Annotated in this window: 14 protein-coding genes; 5 read left to right on the top strand and 9 right to left on the bottom strand. The window is 63.7% G+C overall.

The genetic code is table 11. The features are described 5' to 3' along the window. Nucleotides 1–20: 20 nt before the first annotated feature. From ORS3428_RS12650 to ORS3428_RS12625, 6 genes are all read right to left on the bottom strand, one after another. A complete protein-coding gene (locus ORS3428_RS12650) occupies nucleotides 21–407 on the bottom strand; it encodes an SUF system Fe-S cluster assembly protein (RefSeq protein ID WP_071098098.1) in 387 nt (128 codons plus the stop codon). Between the two features lie 5 nt (nucleotides 408–412). Beyond that, nucleotides 413–1,654: a cysteine desulfurase gene (locus ORS3428_RS12645; protein ID WP_071098276.1), complete on the bottom strand. Its 1,242-nt coding sequence runs from the start codon at nucleotides 1,652–1,654 to the stop codon at nucleotides 413–415. A 93-nt stretch (nucleotides 1,655–1,747) separates the two neighbouring features. Then, a complete protein-coding gene (gene sufD / locus ORS3428_RS12640; protein WP_071098096.1) occupies nucleotides 1,748–3,019 on the bottom strand; it encodes a Fe-S cluster assembly protein SufD in 1,272 nt (423 codons plus the stop codon). Between the two features lie 24 nt (nucleotides 3,020–3,043). Further along, nucleotides 3,044–3,799 carry a Fe-S cluster assembly ATPase SufC gene (sufC, locus tag ORS3428_RS12635; RefSeq protein ID WP_071098094.1) on the bottom strand — a complete coding sequence of 252 codons (756 nt, stop codon included), beginning with the start codon at nucleotides 3,797–3,799 and terminating at the stop codon, nucleotides 3,044–3,046. Between the two features lie 26 nt (nucleotides 3,800–3,825). Next, nucleotides 3,826–5,343: a Fe-S cluster assembly protein SufB gene (gene sufB / locus ORS3428_RS12630; protein ID WP_071098091.1), complete on the bottom strand. Its 1,518-nt coding sequence runs from the start codon at nucleotides 5,341–5,343 to the stop codon at nucleotides 3,826–3,828. A gap of 236 nt (nucleotides 5,344–5,579) precedes the next feature. Beyond that, nucleotides 5,580–6,758: a cysteine desulfurase family protein gene (locus ORS3428_RS12625; protein WP_071098089.1), complete on the bottom strand. Its 1,179-nt coding sequence runs from the start codon at nucleotides 6,756–6,758 to the stop codon at nucleotides 5,580–5,582. 265 nt (nucleotides 6,759–7,023) lie between these two features. On the opposite strand from ORS3428_RS12625, the gene ORS3428_RS12620 reads away from it, so the two are divergent. Then, complete coding sequence (locus ORS3428_RS12620; protein ID WP_040969528.1) at nucleotides 7,024–7,698, top strand: alpha/beta hydrolase; 675 nt, start codon at nucleotides 7,024–7,026, stop codon at nucleotides 7,696–7,698. A 33-nt stretch (nucleotides 7,699–7,731) separates the two neighbouring features. Here the strand turns inward: ORS3428_RS12620 and ORS3428_RS12615 are convergent, their stop codons facing one another. Both ORS3428_RS12615 and ORS3428_RS12610 read right to left on the bottom strand, forming a co-directional pair. Beyond that, on the bottom strand, nucleotides 7,732–8,583 hold the full coding sequence (locus ORS3428_RS12615; RefSeq protein WP_071098086.1) for a phosphatase PAP2 family protein: 852 nt from the start codon (nucleotides 8,581–8,583) through the stop codon (nucleotides 7,732–7,734). A 39-nt stretch (nucleotides 8,584–8,622) separates the two neighbouring features. Continuing rightward, nucleotides 8,623–10,266 carry an ArnT family glycosyltransferase gene (locus ORS3428_RS12610; RefSeq protein ID WP_071098084.1) on the bottom strand — a complete coding sequence of 548 codons (1,644 nt, stop codon included), beginning with the start codon at nucleotides 10,264–10,266 and terminating at the stop codon, nucleotides 8,623–8,625. A gap of 292 nt (nucleotides 10,267–10,558) precedes the next feature. Here ORS3428_RS12610 and ORS3428_RS12605 point away from each other — a divergent pair, with 292 nt between their 5' ends. Both ORS3428_RS12605 and tyrS read left to right on the top strand, forming a co-directional pair. Next, complete coding sequence (locus ORS3428_RS12605; RefSeq protein WP_071098081.1) at nucleotides 10,559–10,801, top strand: hypothetical protein; 243 nt, start codon at nucleotides 10,559–10,561, stop codon at nucleotides 10,799–10,801. A gap of 1 nt (nucleotide 10,802) precedes the next feature. Beyond that, entirely contained in the window at nucleotides 10,803–12,056 is a 1,254-nt protein-coding gene (tyrS, locus tag ORS3428_RS12600; RefSeq protein ID WP_071098079.1) for a tyrosine--tRNA ligase, read from the top strand. A gap of 111 nt (nucleotides 12,057–12,167) precedes the next feature. Here tyrS and ORS3428_RS12595 read toward each other — a convergent pair whose 3' ends face one another. Beyond that, complete coding sequence (locus ORS3428_RS12595) at nucleotides 12,168–15,575, bottom strand: YhdP family protein (protein WP_071098077.1); 3,408 nt, start codon at nucleotides 15,573–15,575, stop codon at nucleotides 12,168–12,170. A gap of 96 nt (nucleotides 15,576–15,671) precedes the next feature. Here ORS3428_RS12595 and ORS3428_RS12590 point away from each other — a divergent pair, with 96 nt between their 5' ends. After that, nucleotides 15,672–16,139 (top strand): peroxiredoxin, encoded by a 468-nt coding sequence (locus ORS3428_RS12590; protein WP_071098074.1) that lies wholly within the window; start codon nucleotides 15,672–15,674, stop codon nucleotides 16,137–16,139. A 150-nt stretch (nucleotides 16,140–16,289) separates the two neighbouring features. Further along, nucleotides 16,290–17,570 carry a M23 family metallopeptidase gene (locus ORS3428_RS12585; RefSeq protein WP_071098072.1) on the top strand — a complete coding sequence of 427 codons (1,281 nt, stop codon included), beginning with the start codon at nucleotides 16,290–16,292 and terminating at the stop codon, nucleotides 17,568–17,570. Nucleotides 17,571–17,762: the final 192 nt, after the last annotated feature.

Genomic DNA, 17,762 nt, shown 5'->3' with positions numbered 1-17,762 from the left:
AATCTTTGTCGGGCCGTCGGTTAGTACCACCCGACCGCCACCTGTGCCTCTTCCGACATGCGGTCGGGCGTCCACGGCGGATCGAACACCATGTTGACCTCGACGCCGGAAACGCCTTCGACAGCGCCGACCGCGTTCTCCACCCAGCCCGGCATTTCGCCGGCCACCGGGCAGCCCGGCGCGGTCAGTGTCATGTCGATCTTGACCGAGCGGTCGTCCTCGATGTCGATCCTGTAGACGAGGCCGAGCTCGTAGATGTCGGCCGGGATTTCCGGGTCGTAGACGGTCTTCAGCGCCGATACGATGTCGTCGGTCAGCCGCGCCAGTTCGTCGGCGGGGATCGCCGAGGCCGAGACGAGGCCGTTCGCGGTCGGTACGGTCTCTGCGGTGGTGCTCACATCGTCCATGGTCGTCACCCGAAGAATTTCCGCGCCTTCTCCAGCGCGTCGGCCAAAGCGTCGACTTCGGCCCTGGTATTATACATGCCGAACGATGCCCTGCATGTGGAGGTCACGCCGAAGCGTTTCAACAGCGGCTGGGCGCAATGCGTGCCGGCGCGCACCGCCACGCCCTGCCGGTCGATCACCATCGATACGTCATGGGCATGGATGCCCTGCAACTCGAACGAGATGATGGCGCCCTTGCCCGGCGCATCGCCGAAGATGCGCAGCGAGTTGATCGCCCGCAGCCGCTCATGCGCGTAGTTCTTGAGGTCCGCCTCATGCGCGGCGATGCGCTCGCGGCCGACCTTCTGCATGTAGTCCAGCGCGGCGCCCAGGCCGATCGCCTGYACGATCGGCGGTGTGCCAGCCTCGAAACGATGCGGCGGCTCGTTGTAGGTGACGATGTCCTGCGTCACTTCCTCGATCATCTCGCCGCCGCCCATGAAGGGCCGCATCTCTTCCAAGAGGTGCTTCTTGCCGTAGAGCACACCGATGCCGGACGGACCGTAGACCTTGTGGCCGGTGAACACGAAGAAATCGCAGTCGAGATCCTGCACATCGATCGGCATATGCACGGCGCTCTGGCTGCCGTCGACCAGCACCGGAATGCCGCGCGTATGCGCGATGCGCACGATCTCCTTGATCGGCGTCACCGTGCCCAGCGCATTGGACATCTGGGTGATGGCGACGAGCTTGGTGCGGTCGGTCAGCCGCTTCTCGAATTCCTCTATGTGGAAGGCGCCAAGATCGTCGACCGGCACCCAGACCAGCTTCGCGCCCTGCCGTTCGCGGATGAAATGCCAGGGCACGATGTTGGAGTGGTGCTCCATGATCGAGATCACGATCTCATCGCCCTCGCCGATCCTCGGCATGCCGTAGCCGTAGGCGACCGTGTTGATCGCCGAAGTCGTGTTGGAGGTGAAGACGATATTGTCGGTGCCGGGCGCATTGAGGAAGCGGCGCACCGTCTCCCGCGCCTTCTCATAGGCGTCGGTGGCGGCATTCGACAGGAAATGCAGGCCGCGATGGACGTTGGCATATTCCTGGGAATAGGCGTGCTGGATCGTGTCGAGCACCACCTGCGGCTTCTGCGCCGAGGCGCCGTTGTCGAGGTAGACGAGCGGCTTGCCGTGGACCTGACGCGACAGGATCGGGAAGTCGCGGCGGATCGCCTCGACGTCATACGGGGTGGTTTCGATCTTCTGGTCCATTTCGAATTCCTTGCCGGCCAAAGCCGCGATCCCTCCAAGCCTCCTCACCAGTAGGCGCCGAAACGGATGAGGAGACCTGGCCTGGCACCGGCCTCATCCGTGCGTCAAAAACCAGCCGTCGAGGCGAGCCTCCAGTGCGTCGACCAGCGCCTCGTCGTCCAGTTCCTCGATCACTTCCGCCACGAAAGCCTTCACCAGAAGCCCGCGCGCGGTCTTCTCGTCGATGCCTCGTGCCATCAGGTAGAACAGATGGTCGTGGTCGATCTCGGTGACGGTCGCCCCATGGCCGCACACGACGTCGTCGGCGAAGATCTCAAGCTCCGGCTTGGTCGAGAACTCGCCGTCGTCCGACAGGAGCAGCGTGTTGCACGCCATCTTGGCGTTGGTCTTCTGCGCATATTGATGGACGTTGATGCGCCCCTGGAAAACGCCGCGCGCCTTGCCGGTCACCACATTGCGCATCACTTCCGTCGAAGTCGTATGCGGCACGGCATGGTCAAGCACCATGGTAGTGTCGGTGTGCGTGTCGCCGGCCAGAAGGTTGATGCCGCGCAGCTTGAAGTCCGCGCCCTCGCCCGTTGTTCTGACGACAACTTCCTGGCGAACCAGCCTGCCGCCGGCATTCATGACGAACAGCGTCAGCTTCGCATCCTTGCCGATATGGGCCTTGAACTGGGCGAGATGCGTGGCCGTCTCCGCCTGCTCCTGCACGATCAGCCATGTCACGTCGGCGCCGTCGCCCAGCACGAGCTGGCTGACCGAGCTGACAAGAGCATCGCCGCCCTCGCCCGCCTGGCGCTCGACGATGATCGCCTTGGCGCCGGCGCCGACCCGCGTCAGTAGCCGCACATGCGCCTGGCCGCCTGCATGCAGGTTCTGCAATTCGATCGGCTTTTCCAGCCGGGTGCCGTCCGCAATGTCGACGAAATAGCCATCGGCCACGAACGCGGTATTCAGCGCGCCGATCGCATCATCGGCGCCGTAGCGATCGAGCCCGGGCGCAACACTGCCGTCGGCAAGCTTCTCCGACAGGCGCTCGACCGTAACGCCTTCGACTTCGGGCAGCCTGGCGCTCGAGACGCCGTTCAGCACCGGCAAAACGGCGGAACCGTCGAGAACCGGCTCGAGCGCCTTGGCAACCGCATCGGCCTCGAAGACCGGCACCTTCGTCAGCATTCGGCGCAGGTCCGTATAGTGCCAGGATTCGATGCGCCGCGTCGGCAGGCCATGCTTGATGGCCTCGATCGCGTCATCGCGCTTCGTCATCACCGCGCCGTCGCCGGGCAGCAGCGACAGCCGCTCGCCGAAGGCATCGATCAGCGCCGTCTCGGCCAATGTCCGCTGGGGCTGTGCGTGCATGTTCATTGCTCTCGCCTCACTTGGCCCATCTCACGCGGCTTCACCGATCACGCCGGCATAGCCGTTGGTTTCGAGATCGAGCGCCAGCGACCTGTCGCCCGACTTGATCACCTGGCCCTTGTAGAGCACGTGCACGCTGTCCGGCACGATGTGCTCCAGCAGGCGCTGGTAGTGGGTGATGACGACGATGGCCCGCTCCGGCGAGCGCAGCGCGTTGACGCCGTCGGCGACGATCTTCAGCGCGTCGATGTCGAGGCCGGAATCGGTCTCGTCGAGCACGCAGAGCTTCGGTTCCAGGAGCTTCATCTGCAGGATCTCGGCGCGCTTCTTCTCGCCGCCGGAGAAGCCGACATTGAGCGGCCGCTTCAGCATGTTCATGTCCATGTTGAGCGATGCGGCAGCGTCCTTCACGCGCTTCAGGAACTCAGGGACCTTCAGCGGCTCCTCGCCGCGCGCCTTGCGCTGCTCGTTCATCGCCACCTTCAGGAATTCCATGGTCGCGACGCCCGGTATCTCCATCGGATACTGGAAGGCGAGGAAGATGCCGRCAGCGGCGCRCTCGGCCGGATCCAGTTCCAGGATCGACTGGCCGTTATAGAGGATGTCGCCCTCGGTCACCTCATAGTCCTCGCGGCCGGCGAGGATATAGGACAGCGTCGACTTGCCCGAGCCGTTCGGGCCCATAATGGCCGCGACTTCGCCGGCTTTCACCGTCAAATCCAGCCCGCGGATGATCTCGGTGCCGTCATCGACGATGCGGGCATGCAAATTCTTGATCTCAAGCATAATTTTTTCCTGAATATCCGTTGCGGTCAGCCGACCGAACCCTCGAGGCTGATGCCGATCAGCTTCTGTGCCTCGACCGCGAACTCCATCGGCAGCTGCTGGATGACGTCCTTGACGAAGCCGTTGACGATCAGCGCGATCGCCTCTTCCTCGGGAATGCCGCGCTGCATGACGTAGAACTTCTGGTCCTCGGAGATCTTCGAGGTCGTCGCCTCGTGCTCGAACTTCGCCGTCGCGTTCTTGGCTTCCATGTAGGGCACGGTGTGCGCACCGCACTGGTCGCCGATTAAAAGCGAGTCGCAGTTGGTGAAGTTGCGCGCGTTCGTCGCCTTGCGGTGCGCCGAGACCTGGCCGCGATAGGTGTTCTGCGAGAAGCCGGCGGCGATGCCCTTGGAGATGATGCGGCTCGACGTGTTCTTGCCGAGATGGATCATCTTGGTGCCCGAGTCGACCTGCTGGTAGCCGTTAGACACCGCGATCGAATAGAACTCGCCGCTGGAATCGTCGCCGCGCAGGATGCAGCTCGGATATTTCCAGGTGATGGCCGAGCCGGTCTCGACCTGCGTCCACGAGATCTTCGAGCGGTCGCCGCGGCAATCGCCACGCTTGGTGACGAAATTGTAGACGCCGCCCTTGCCCTCGGCATCGCCCGGGTACCAGTTCTGCACCGTCGAATATTTGATCTCGGCATCGTCGAGCGCGATCAGTTCCACCACCGCCGCATGCAGCTGGTTTTCGTCGCGCTGCGGCGCCGTGCAGCCTTCGAGATAGGAGACATAGGCTCCCTCCTCGGCGATGATCAGCGTGCGCTCGAACTGGCCGGTGTTGCGCTCATTGATGCGGAAGTAGGTCGACAGTTCCATCGGGCAGCGCACGCCCTTCGGCACGAACACGAAGGAGCCATCGGTGAACACCGCCGAGTTCAGCGTAGCGTAGAAATTGTCGGTCGTCGGCACCACCGAACCCAGATATTTCTGCACCAGCTCCGGATGCTCGCGGATCGCCTCCGAGATCGAGCAGAAGATGACGCCGGCCTCGGCCAGTTCCTTCTTGAACGTGGTGACGACGGAGACCGAATCGAACACGGCGTCGACCGCGACGCGGCCCGACTTGTAGACGTTGTCGTTGGCTTCCTCCAACTCCGACGCGTCGATCTTCTGAACGCCGGCCAGGATCTCCTGCTCCTTCAGCGGAATGCCGAGCTTCTCGTAAACCTTGAGCAGTTCGGGATCGACCTCGTTCAGCGACCTCGGGCCCGGCGAGCTCTTCGGCGCGGCGTAGTAGTGGATGTCCTGAAAGTCGATCTTCGGATATTTGACGCGCGCCCAGGTCGGCTCTTCCAGCGTCAGCCAACGCCGAAAGGCCCCGAGACGCCATTCCAGCATCCAGTCCGGCTCGCGCTTTTTCTCGGAGATCAAGCGAATGATGTCTTCGCTCAGGCCCTTGGGGGCCTTGTCCGTCTCGATCTCTGTCTGGAATCCATATTTATACTGGTCGACGTCGATCTTTCGAACCCGATCGATCGTCTCCTGCACAGCAGGCATAAGCGTTCTCCATCCTCGCCGGGGTCAAGGCCCGGCAGTTTTCAAACTATGGCACCGCCGAAACCAGCCCCGGGAGGGACTTGCAGCGGAGTAAGCTCCATATAGTGCGTCTATGCCGGAAATTCACCCGGCCAAGACAAACGCACGGCTCTACCAGGCCGGATGGCCTGAATTCGTTCTCGAGCAGCGGGTACCCGGAAACCACAAGGCATTCCGGTCCGATGCTCCCGCCACCGTCAGGCGGCCYTTTCCTGCCCAGCCTTTTCCCGGTTCACCTGGCGCGCGACAATGCCCGCCAAGGCGGTCCGGAACGCCTCGATCTCCTCGGCGCCGGTCGTGCGGCCGATCGACACGCGCAAGGCGCCAAGGCTGTCGCCATGTCCCATCGCCTTCAGCACATGGCTTGGTCCGACTTTTCCCGACGAGCAAGCGGAGCCGGCCGACAGCGCGACACCTGCAAGATCGAAGGCGATCTGCGCCGTCTCGGCCTTGATGCCCGGAATAGCGAAGAATGTCGTGTTGGCAAGCCTTGGCGCTGCCTCACCAAAGATTTCTGCGTCCGGGGCGAGTTCCCTCACGATCGCTTCGACCGCCTCGCGGCGGCGCGCGAGTTCGTCCACGCCATCAAGACCGGCCAGCGCCCGCTTCGCCGCGGCACCGAAGCCGGCAATGCCGGGAAGGTTCTCGGTGCCGGCGCGATGGCCCTTCTCCTGGCCGCCGCCATTGATCAGCGGCTTCGGCATCATCAGATCGGCCTGAGCGACGAGCGCGCCGACGCCCTTCGGGCCGCCGATCTTGTGCGAAGACAGGATCAGGTAGTCGGCGTAACCCGCTGAAACGTCGATTGGAATCCGCCCGGCCGCCTGCACGGCGTCGACGACCAGCACGCCGCCCGCGCTCCTGACGATCTCGGCGATGCGTCCAACCGGCTGGATGACACCGGTCTCGTTGTTGGCAGCATGGATCGCCACCAACGGCAGGCCGTCGGCCTTGTCGTGCGCGGAGAGCGCCCTGGTCAGCGCGTCGAGATCGGCAAGGCCGTTTCGATCGACGCCGATCCGTGTCACCTGTTCCGCCGGAAAGCGCCCGCCACTGAGCAGGCAGGGGTGGTCGGCCTCCGAGACATAGAGATGACTCATGCGGATGCCGCCCCGCCCCATCTGCCAGTCGGGGGTAAGCAGCGTCGCTGCGGCCTCTGTCGCGCCCGACGTGAACACGACATGCTCGGGCCTGGCATTGACCAGCCGCGCTACCTCGCGCCTTGCATCCTCGATCAGCCGGCGCGCCGCGCGGCCTTCGGTGTGGACCGACGATGGATTGGCGGCGACATCAAGCGCAGCGACCATCGCAGCGCGTGCCTCTGGAAGCAGAGGCGCGCTGGCGTTGTAGTCGAGATAGGCGCGAGTTGCGGCCATTTTCCTTCAGTCGGTCCCGTAAGCAGCCATTCCGCGAGGATAGCGCGTTATTTCCTTGAAATTCCAAGGCAAGCCGTCCTATTTACCCGGCTTGCGGCGCGGGCGGCCGGACAGATGTGTTCGGCCACCCAGTTTTGAACAATTCTAAACTAGCTTCTAGGAAGACGCTTGCCCGGCGTCAAGGCCACAGAGGACCTGAGGCCTGACTTGGGGGCCAGAGCAAGAGTACCGGGCTCGCGCCTTCGTATGCCACGTGGAGTATTTTATGCCTGAGGTCATTTTCGCCGGTCCGGCTGGTCGCCTGGAGGGTCGTTACCAGCCTTCCAAGGAAAAGAGCGCGCCGATCGCCATCGTGCTGCATCCTCATCCGCAATTCGGCGGCACGATGAACAACAAGATCGTCTACGACCTCTTCTACATGTTCCAGAAGCGGGATTTCACCACGCTTCGCTTCAATTTCCGCGGCATCGGCCGCAGCCAGGGCGAGTTCGACCACGGCACCGGCGAGCTGTCGGACGCGGCAGCCGCGCTCGACTGGGTGCAGTCGCTGCATCCGGATTCCAAGAGCTGCTGGGTCGCCGGCTATTCCTTCGGCTCGTGGATCGGCATGCAGCTTCTGATGCGCCGGCCCGAGATCGAAGGCTTCATCTCGGTCGCCCCGCAGCCCAACACCTATGACTTCTCGTTCCTGGCGCCCTGCCCTTCTTCCGGGCTCATCATCCACGGCGATGCCGACAAGGTGGCGCCGCCCAAGGACGTGCAGACCCTGGTCGACAAGCTGCACACGCAAAAGGGTATCACCATCACGCAGAAGACGATCCCCGGCGCGAACCATTTCTTCGCCAACCACGCCGAACTGCTGATCGAGGAATGCGCCGACTATCTCGACCGCCGGCTTGCGGGCGAGCTCGCCGATCCGAGGCCGAAGCGGTTGAGATAGGCCTGTGGCGGCGGCCGCGGCAGCCAATAGCTTCTAAGGCTGGTCGGCCGACAGGTGCTCGCGGCTCTGCCGCTCCGACGGCATTTTGCCGTTCGGCTGGCTTGACCATACCAGGTGGAATGTGCGCTTCGGCACCGGTCTGGTCGAGACCGGCCGCTGGAAGATGAAACCCAGCCGCGCAAAGACCAGTCCCGAAGCGATCGCGAAGGCAAGGCCGAGCCCGAAGCCGGCAACGGTGTCGCTCGGATAATGCGCGCCGACGAAGACGCGGGTCGAGGCGATGCAGGCGGTGACCGCCAGCGCGATGTACCGGCGCCTGGGGAACAGGAGCAGCAGGACACCGAACACCGCCCCCATCGTCGTCGCATGGCCGCTCGGAAAGCCGGCGAAACGCGCATCCATCGCAAAGGGATGCAACGACAAGACGCCGAAATCGTCGAAATAGAGCGGCCGCGCCCGGCCGATGCCATATTTCAAAATGTTGACGGCGAGCCCGGAAAGACCGACCGCGCAGAGCACCAGGAAGGCAAAGCACGTCCAGTTGTAGACGAACAGGCGCGATTGCCGGGAGAGGCTTCGCCAGTCGGTCAGATTGGCCGCGACGAGGCAGACGGCCGCAGGGATGAGATACCAGCCGCCCAAGCCGAAATTGGTGAAGAAATCGGCGAAATGGACGAAGCCCGGCCTCCACTCGCCGCGCATCCTGCCGGCGGCGCTGTCCAGGCTGAGGAAGGCCGCCGCGGCAAACAGAAGCCACGCAAGCAGCCACACGGCCCAGGGAATCTCGGGATAGCGCGCCGGGCGCACGGCAAAGCGCCGCTTCACGATAGCAATCGTGTCGATGAAATTGCCGAGCGAGCGGCGGTAGAGGGCGATGGCGGACATGGCAAGCCTATAGGGGCATTCTAGGCCCGACACTATTGCTCACGGTGCCACCCGATAAAGGCCGAGCGCCAGCTTGTCTCCTGACGAATAGTTGAGCCCGTCGATTTCGGTGAGACGCTTCGCCGACTTGCCTTGCCCTGCAAGCAGATCGTTCAGCTTCTGCTCTTGCTTGACCGGGGCCAGTCCCAGCGCGCAGGCCGGGTCGCCAAGGAGGTGCTTTGCGACRCCCTCGACATCGGTCAGCACAGTATTGGTGCCGACCAGGAAGACAAGGCTCGGCTCATGATAGGGAGATGAAGCGAGCACCGTGGTGTCGCAAGGACGGTTGGCATCGACGGCTGCCTTGATGGCTGGGCTCAGCCAGATCGGCTTCAGCGACGGCGCAATAACCCCGAACAGCAGGCTAAATGTGATGCCGGCGCCGACAGCGATCGCCGCGATGCGCCCTATCGGAACCTGCAATTGGCGCGGGAAGGCCAGATAGCCGGTCACGAGCGCTGCGATCGCCGCCGGAATGCTCCACCAGGAAAAGGTTTTGCCGACATAGATCGGGGCCGCAATGCAGACGACGGCGAGGCCGATCGCCACCAGGCCGAGGCCGAAGGCGGTTGCCCACCAAAGCCAGGTCTGCCAGCGCTTCAGCGGCGCGTTGGCCTTGTCCGCCGGCAAGGTGAGCAGCCAGCCGATCAGCAGCGCCATGCCCGGATAGGCGGGCATCACGTAATGCGGCAGCTTGGTCGGGATCGCCTCGAACACGAGCCAGAACGGAATGTACCAGGCCAGGCAGAAGCGCAGGCGCGGATCGTCCCAGAAGCGGTTCATGGCCTGCAGCCCGGCGCCGACCGCGATCAGGCCGAAGGGCCACATGAACAGCGAATAGGTGAGCATGTAGAAGCCCGGCGGCAGGCCGTGTGATTCCTCGCCTTGCGCCACCTTGTTCAGCATGTCCTTGCCGACGGCTTCCTGGAAGAAGGCGCCGCCGCTCTTCAAGCTGATGAGGACGAGCCAGGGCAGCACGATGACGAGCACGACGATGACGCCGCGCACCAGCTTCAGGTTGAGAAGCCAGCGCCAGTCGCGCTCGAAAGCGAACAGCACGGCGGCCGTCAACAGCGACAGAAGTGGCGCCACCGGTCCCTTGATGAGGATGCCCAGCCCCTGGGCGATCCAGAAGATCCACGGCAGATGGCCGGCAACCGGCTGCTTGCGGCGCGCGGCCATGTAGACCTGCGCCAGCGCGCCTTGCGCAGCCACGCAGCAGGCGAGCAGCATGGCGTCGGTCTTGGCGTCGCGGCCCTCGAAGGCGGTGGCGAAGATGGCGGCCATCATCAGGCCGGCGGCCAGACCGGCATTGGCGCCGAAGAGCTTTGTTCCCGTCCAGCCGATGCCGACGACGGCGAGCGCAATGCCGAGCATGGAGACCAGGCGGTAGACCCAGATCGGCGCTTGCGCCCCCTCGCCGCTCAGCGCCACTGCCGCCGATTGCAGCCAGTAGATGCCGACCGGCTTCTTGTAGCGGGAGGCATCCTGGAAGCGGATGTCGACATAATCGCCCGTCTCGACCATCTGCTTGGTCGCCTGGACGAAGCGGGATTCATCGCGGTCGACCGGCGGCAGGCTCGCCAGACCGCTGACGGTCACAAGGATGCTGAACAGAAAGAGGATGAGGTAGTTCCTGTTCATCGCGGGAGCTTGTCCGATCTGATCTGCGGGATGGCCCCCGTCGCAGCGCTCGGGGCGCGCTCTGCCCTTGCGCGGGCGCCTCAATACGCCAGCAAAAGGGACGAAGCAAGGATTCGCGGCATCGCTCGCGATCGGGCGCAAAGCCGGAAACCACTTTTGCTGATCGCGATTTTCACCGGCGGGCGATCGGACGCAAAACCGGAACCCACTTTTGCTGATCGCCCGCTGATGCTAAACGCGCCCCTTCACGTTAGGCTCGGCCGAGTGCYGGGCGATCTCCGGGAAAGATAAAATGTCCGCCTTAAAGTCCGATTTCCTGCGCATCATGAGCGAGCGCGGCTTCATCCATCAGATTTCAGATGAAACCGGCCTCGATCAGCTTTTCGCCAAGGAACCACTTTTGCTGATCGCGATTTTCACCGGCGGGCGATCGGACGCAAAACCGGAACCCACTTTTGCTGATCGCCCGCTGATGCTAAACGCGCCCCTTCACGTTAGGCTCGGCCGAGTGCCGGGCGATCTCCGGGAAAGATAAAATGTCCGCCTTAAAGTCCGATTTCCTGCGCATCATGAGCGAGCGCGGCTTCATCCATCAGATTTCAGATGAAACCGGCCTCGATCAGCTTTTCGCCAAGGAAACCGTGAGCGCCTATATCGGCTTCGACGCGACGGCGAAGAGCCTGCATGCGGGATCGCTGATCCAGATCATGATGCTCCACTGGCTGCAGCAGACCGGCCACCGGCCGATCGCGCTGATGGGCGGCGGCACCTCGATGATCGGCGACCCCTCCTTCAAGGACGAGGCGCGCAAGCTGCTGACGCCGGAGGACATCGAGAGCAATCTTGCCGGCATCCGCCGCAATTTCGCGCCCTACCTCAAATTCGGCAGCGGCAGCGGCGACGCCATCATGATCAACAATGCCGACTGGCTGATGGAGATCAACTACGTCAATTTCCTGCGCGACGTCGGCCGGCATTTCTCCGTCAACCGCATGCTCGCTTTCGATTCCGTGAAGCTCAGGCTCGACCGCGAGCAGTCGCTGTCCTTCCTCGAATTCAACTACATGATCCTGCAGGCCTACGACTTCGTCGAGCTTTACAAGCGTTTCGGCTGCCGGCTGCAGATGGGCGGCTCGGATCAGTGGGGCAACATCGTCAACGGCATAGACCTCGGCCACCGCATGGAGAATGCGCAGCTCTACGCGATGACCACGCCGCTGCTCACCACCTCGTCCGGCGCCAAGATGGGCAARTCGGCCTCGGGCGCGATCTGGCTCGACGGCGACATGCTCTCGCCTTACGAATTCTGGCAGTACTGGCGCAACACCGAGGACGCCGATGTCGGCCGTTTCCTGAAACTCTACACCACGCTGCCGCTGGACGAGGTCGCGCGCCTCGAAAAGCTCGGCGGCTCGGAGATCAACGAGGCGAAAAAGATCCTCGCCACCGAGATCACCGCCATGCTGCACGGCCGGGAGGCGGCCGAGACGGCCAGCGAAACCGCGCGCAAGACCTTCGAGGAAGGCGCGCTCGCCGACACGCTGCCGAGCGTCGAAGTGGCCAAGGCCGACCTCGAGGCCGGCATCGGCATCCTGTCGCTGTTCGTGACCGCCGGGCTCGCCGGCTCCAACGGCGAGGCGCGTCGGCATGTCCAGGGCGGCGCCGTTCGCCTCAACGACCAGCCTGTGACCGACGACCGCAGCACCGTCACGCTTCAGGATCTGGGCGCGGAAGGAGTCGTAAAGCTCTCGCTCGGCAAGAAAAAGCACGTCCTGGTGCGGCCGGTCTAATGCATGTCGCCCAAAAGTGCGCAGCGGTTTTGGGGGAACAACATGCATCAAAACAACGACTTAAAGCGCGTCGTCTGAACACGTTTCAGCGCGACGCGCTTTAAGTCGGCACTACCGGTACTCGAAGATCGACCGGAATATGCCGGGCGCGATCACCGAGAGCGGATTGACGTCGAGGTTCGGCTTGTTGGCATTGCCTCGCAGCCGATAGGTTACGCCGATCAGGCCGCGATCGCGGCCGTTGCCGAGCAGCGGTCCGAACAGCGGCAATTCGCCGAAGATTCGGTTCAGTCCATAGACCGGCATGAAGGTGCCGGTCATGTCCATGTTATTGTCCTCGTCGTAGAGCGTGCCTTGGAAGGTGGTGCCGATGCGCGGACCGCGCAGCAGTCCGTTTGCCAGCCTGAGATAGCCGGTGCCCTTGTCGATCTCGGCAAAGCCGCGCTCGAACTGCACCCTCGAAGTGTCGATATCGGCCTTCACCGCCTGGTTCAGGCTGCGTGTGTCGCCGGCAGGCCTGGTCGAGACGATCGAAGCGAGCTTCGGCTCGTTGACGACATAGAAATTCCTGGCATCGACCTGGCCCCGCATCGGACCGTCGGCGGCACCTGAGAGCGAGAGCGTGATCGCCCCGCCCTCCATATGCTCGTAGACGTTGAGGAAACGCAGGATGGCGCCGGCATCAGCCGATTTGACCCTCAGCATGCGCCCGGCAACACCGGTGGTGTTGTTGATGGTGATCGCGGCGCCCGAACTCGCCGTCGCACTGACATTCAGCCCATTCACCCTCGAGCCGGCAGCGCTGTAGTCCAGCCTGAGGTTGGACAGCACTTCGTCATGGAAGCCGGTCAGGGATTTGACGTCGGCGCTGACCGAGATCGCGTCCGAGCCGGCGCCCTTCGTGGCCGTGTCGACGTCTGAGGTGAACTGCTTGACCAGCGAGCGGGCGTCGAGGGACTCCCCGCTCACATCGACCGCATAACTCTTGCCCGATCGTTTGACCGAGACGGCGACATCGTCGCCCCTGTTCAGTGCGACCTTGCTGAAGCGGGCTTGCGACAGCGCCCCGTTGACCAGCGTCACGTCCCCGTCGATCGAAAAACTCTTCCCGTCGAGATTGAAATCGGACAGCGTCGTGGTGCTGCCCGATTTGGCCATCGTGAAGGTGACCTTGGCCGGAATGCCCGCGCCCTTGCTCCAGCCGGCCCACGGTATGTCGAGCTTGGCGTTGGTTAGGTCGGCCGACACGTTCTGGCCGCCCTCGCCGCTCTTGTCGATCGCTACCTTGATCGTTCCGGAAAGCAGTGGCGACAGGCCGGGCATCGCGGCGTTGCGCGTCTTGTCGTCGAGGACCAGCGCGACCTTGCGGCTGCGTGGAGGCCCCTTGTCGTCGAGCGGTTCGACCAGATTGAGCTCCGCCGGAATGCCGTTCAGCTTCRCCTTGGCCGATATCGCGGCACGGTCGGGGCTGACGGTGATCGAGCCGTCTGCGTCCGTTACCGTCTGGTCCTCGAACGGCTTGGCAAGCGAAAGGCCTTGGTAGTCGAGCGACACCAGCCAATCGAGGGTCGAAGTGTCGACGCCGGAGGTGAGCGGAATGTCGGCTCGGACATGGCCGGTGACGTTGCCGGTCAAATCCTCCGGCGCGAGGCCGACATGGCGCATGGCGTTGATCGGCTCGTAGGAGGCGAGTTCAGCTATGGCCGGCGCCTCGCCGGCGACATCGATGTCGAGCGCGCCGATGACCGGCGAGCGGTTCGCTCCCTTGACCGTCAGCGTGCCGCCGCTTGCCGCCACACTGCGGCCGCTCGGCATGAAGACGCTGCCGGAAGACAGGGCTATATCGACGTCGTTGCCGTGGAAAGCGACGACGCCGACCGCGTCGCGGATCGGCGGGATGCGGCCCGCGGTGTCGAAGCGCGAGCCTTCGATCTGGAAGCGTCCGAACACCTCGCCGCCGGAAAGCGGAACGCCGTTGCCGAGTCTCCCGGGCACGACGTGGAACTGCAGGTTGGCGTCGACAACGCGGCCACCAAACAGATTGTCCAGCACCCAAAGCCGCGCGTTGCGGGCGGAGAACCATGGCCACAGCTGCTTCACATGCGAAACCGGCATGTCGTGGACATTGAGCGAAAGCGAAACGCCCGGCGGACCCTTGTCGATGAAGGCAAGCGAAGCCGTGCCCACCACTTCGCTCGAGCCGCCGGAGCGGACGCCGATCTGCTCGGCGACCAGCTTGCGGCTCTTGGTTTGGTAGACGCCGGCGACGCGGGCAAGGAACTGAAGCGCCGGCTCCGGCGATTCTGAAGGAGCGAGCGTCGAGCCGTCGCTGGTGAGGTCATAGCGATAGGACGGCTCCTCGCCTGGCGCTGCCGGCTTTGGCCCGATCGAGCCGACGAAATCGAAGGTCGAGCGCCCCGTATTGATGAGCAGCTTGTCGACCGAGATCTTGTTCGAACCAGCCACCAGCGTGACGTCGGCGTCGACACCGGCCGGCAGTAGCCCGCGCTCGCCGAGATCGAGCACGGAGTCCCCGAGTGACAGTGAGGCTGTCAGCCGTGACGGCGTTTCGCCGGACGCTTCGGCGCCAGAGAGCTTCAGCGCAATCGGGCCAAGCTTGCCGCCCTGAGGGGCGGAGTTGCCGCTGCTAGGGATTGCCTCGACCAGGTTTTCGGCGTCGGCCACCTCCAGGTCGGCATCGAGCGACGCGATCCGCTTCGCATTCGGATCGCGCGCCGCGGAAGCGGCCAGGCTGACGTGCCGGCCGTCGATATCGGCATCGGACGAGAGTTCCATGCTGCCCGCGCCGGTCTGGGCGACCTTGGCTTCGGCAACCATGACGCGCTTGACCGATCCACCATCCGGCAATTCGAATTCGACATTGCGCAGGTCGATCTGCCGCATCGAATCCTCGCGGACCGCGTCCAACGCCTGGTTGAGGCCGGAAAACACCGCCGCCGACACCTTCTTGGGATCGACGAGACCATCCTCGCTGCGTAGCGCCGCCGTCCAGTCGCCGCCTCCGGACGGCATTGCGGCGACCATGATATGGGCGTCGGAAAACCGGGCGCTGGTCAGCCGGACCTCGCCGGACAGCAGCGGCAGCAGGCGCATGCCGAAGCGGACACGCCCGACCTCGGCCATCGGCTTGCCGTCGGCGGTCTTCAGGCTGACGTCGCTGACCTGCAGCGCGACGAAGCTCGATCCGTCGAGCGTCAGCCGCGCCGGCCCGACGGTGACGTCGACATCGACGCCGGCCAGCTTCTCGATGGTCGTCTCGGCTTCGGCCCGAAGCCGCTCCGTGCCGATGCCCGACGTGCCCAGCACATAGACGCCCGCCGCCGCCAGCAACACCAGCGCACAGAGCCCAGCAAATGCCCGGCCGATGATGCGGAAGCGGCGACGCACCGAGGCGCGGCCAAGCGGCGGCACGCCGCATGCGGACGGAAATGATCCCAGGTCGATGATCTCGTCTCGCCTGAACCTGATCTTCTCGTGCTGCGTTTGCTCCTGATCCACGCAATATTCCGTTGTAAACGAACCCGTCGTGGACGAATCCCCGCTTCACGTTATATCGATGCTTTCGCGCGCGTAACCGCAAACAGGGGCATCGATATGGCTGATCTCGACGTGGGCGACGTTGCGCCGCAGTTCGATCTTCCGCGCGACGGCGGCGGCTCTCTCAACCTTGCCGCGTTCCGCGGAAAGCCGGTTGTACTTTACTTCTATCCACAGGACGACACCACAAGCTGCACCAATGAGGCGATCAGCTTCTCTCAGCTCAAGCCGGAATTCGAAAAGGCCGGTGCCGTGGTGATCGGACTGTCCCCCGATAGCATAAAAAAACACGACAAATTCAAGGCGAAGTACGATCTAACCGTCGATCTTGTCGCCGACGAGGAGCGCAAGGTGATCGAGGCCTATCATCTCTGGGTCGAGAAGACGATGTATGGCCGCAAATACATGGGCGTCGAGCGCGCCAGGTTCCTCATCGGCAAGGACGGACGCATCGCCCGCATCTGGCGGCAGGTTCGCGTCAAGGGTCATGCCCAGGAGGTGCTGGAGGCCGTGCGCGCCCTTTGAGGCGTCTCTACAGCCGGGGGCTCAACCCTACAACCAGCCACCCGCAGTGCGGGCATTCGTTAGCKGAGGCTTCCGGCCGGCAAAGCTTTGTTAACCCTAATAATGTGTAATCCAGGCTTGTCGTTGGTGTCGTAACGAAAGCTTGGTCCCGTGAAACCAAACGGTCAGTCAGCGGTCTTCGGCAGGCGCAAGGAGCCCCACACGGTCATTATCGCCCGGGGCAACGAGATCAGGCACTTCACCATCCGCCCTTGGCTTGCAGCGTTCATTGGATCGGCCTTGGCGGCAATCGCCATTGGCTATCTGCTCGCCACCTCCTACCTGGTGCTTCGCGACGACCTGATCGGCGCCACGACGGCAAGGCAGGCGCGCATGCAGCAGGCCTATGAGGACCGCATCTCGGCCCTTCGCGCCCAGGTCGACCGCATCACCAGCCGCCAGCTTCTCGACCAACAGCTCATGGAAACCAAGGTCAGCGAGTTGTTGGCAAGGCAGACCCAGCTCAGCCAGCGCCATGGACGGCTCGGGCCGATCCTCGAACGCGCCGAAAACGAGGTCGGCGATGTGCCCGCCGCAAGCGATGCGCCTGCGAAACCCGACACGCAAGCGGAAATCACCGGCAGCCTTTCGCGCGCCCCGACCTACTCCGTCGCGTCGTTGAGCGCCGGCGACACCCGGCCGTTCTCGCTGTGGTCGACGCGCTCCGATCCGCTCGACAATGAAACGGCCGCGGATCGCGCCGACAAGCTGTTCGTGTCGATCAACGCATCGCTCAAGGCCATCGAGAACCAGCAGCTTTCCCGCATCACCACGCTTGCCGACAACGCCTACCGGAACGCCGACGCGATTTCGCAGGCGCTCGAGGCGGCAGGTTTGCCGGTTGACGGCGACCTCGACAAGAACAACGTCGGCGGACCGCTGGTGCCGCTCGACCCGTCGATGATCTTCGACAGCAAGATCAAGGAGCTGGACGAGGCTCTTGATGCGCTTGATCACATCAAGAAGGAAGCGCGCAAGCTGCCGCTCACCAATCCTGCCCCCGGCCATGCAGTGACCAGTCCGTTCGGCGTGCGCACCGATCCGATCCTCGGCACGGCTGCCTTGCACACCGGAATGGATTTCAGGGCGCCGATCGGCATGCCGGCCAAGGTAACGGCCGCCGGCGTCGTCACCAAGGCCGCCTGGAACGGCGGCTATGGCCGCATGGTCGAGGTCGACCATGGCAATGGTTTCTCCACCCGCTATGGCCATCTCAGCGAGATCGACGTCACCGTCGGCCAGAAGCTCGCGGCCGGCGACGTGATCGGCAAGACCGGCAGCAGCGGCCGCTCGACCGGCCCGCATCTCCACTACGAGGTGCGCCACAATGGCGAGGCGATCGACCCGCTCCGCTTCCTGGCCGTCGGCAAGAAGGTCGCGCAGTACCTTTAAGGCAATCGCCTAGCGCGCAGGGCCAAGCTGCCTACCGCGCAAGGCGAGGCGTTTTCCACCCGTTCCTGGCTCCCGATCGACGCAGCCGCTGAGCCGTGTCGCAATGTCGAGCTTTACCGCGCCCGGCTGGTCAAAATTATTTTTGAATTCCATTTGACTGAATAATTTTTCTCTGCGAACCTTGCGTCAACT

Origin of the sequence: Mesorhizobium sp. ORS 3428 (assembly GCF_001854785.1) — a bacterium.
Taxonomy (GTDB): Bacteria; Pseudomonadota; Alphaproteobacteria; order Rhizobiales; family Rhizobiaceae; genus Mesorhizobium.
Note: the sequence above shows the minus strand (reverse complement) of the source record. Positions and strands in the feature narration are given on the sequence as shown.

Bases quoted from the DNA above. Each gene is read 5' to 3' on its own strand.
- ORS3428_RS12590 (WP_071098074.1), top strand. From the start codon at position 15,672: ATGGCTGATCTCGACGTGGGCGACGTTGCGCCGCAGTTCGATCTTCCG.
- ORS3428_RS12615 (WP_071098086.1), bottom strand. From the start codon at position 8,583: ATGTCCGCCATCGCCCTCTACCGCCGCTCGCTCGGCAATTTCATCGAC.
- ORS3428_RS12605 (WP_071098081.1), top strand. From the start codon at position 10,559: ATGTCCGCCTTAAAGTCCGATTTCCTGCGCATCATGAGCGAGCGCGGC.
- ORS3428_RS12650 (WP_071098098.1), bottom strand. From the start codon at position 407: ATGGACGATGTGAGCACCACCGCAGAGACCGTACCGACCGCGAACGGC.
- sufB (WP_071098091.1), bottom strand. From the start codon at position 5,343: ATGCCTGCTGTGCAGGAGACGATCGATCGGGTTCGAAAGATCGACGTC.
- sufD (WP_071098096.1), bottom strand. From the start codon at position 3,019: ATGAACATGCACGCACAGCCCCAGCGGACATTGGCCGAGACGGCGCTG.
- ORS3428_RS12620 (WP_040969528.1), top strand. From the start codon at position 7,024: ATGCCTGAGGTCATTTTCGCCGGTCCGGCTGGTCGCCTGGAGGGTCGT.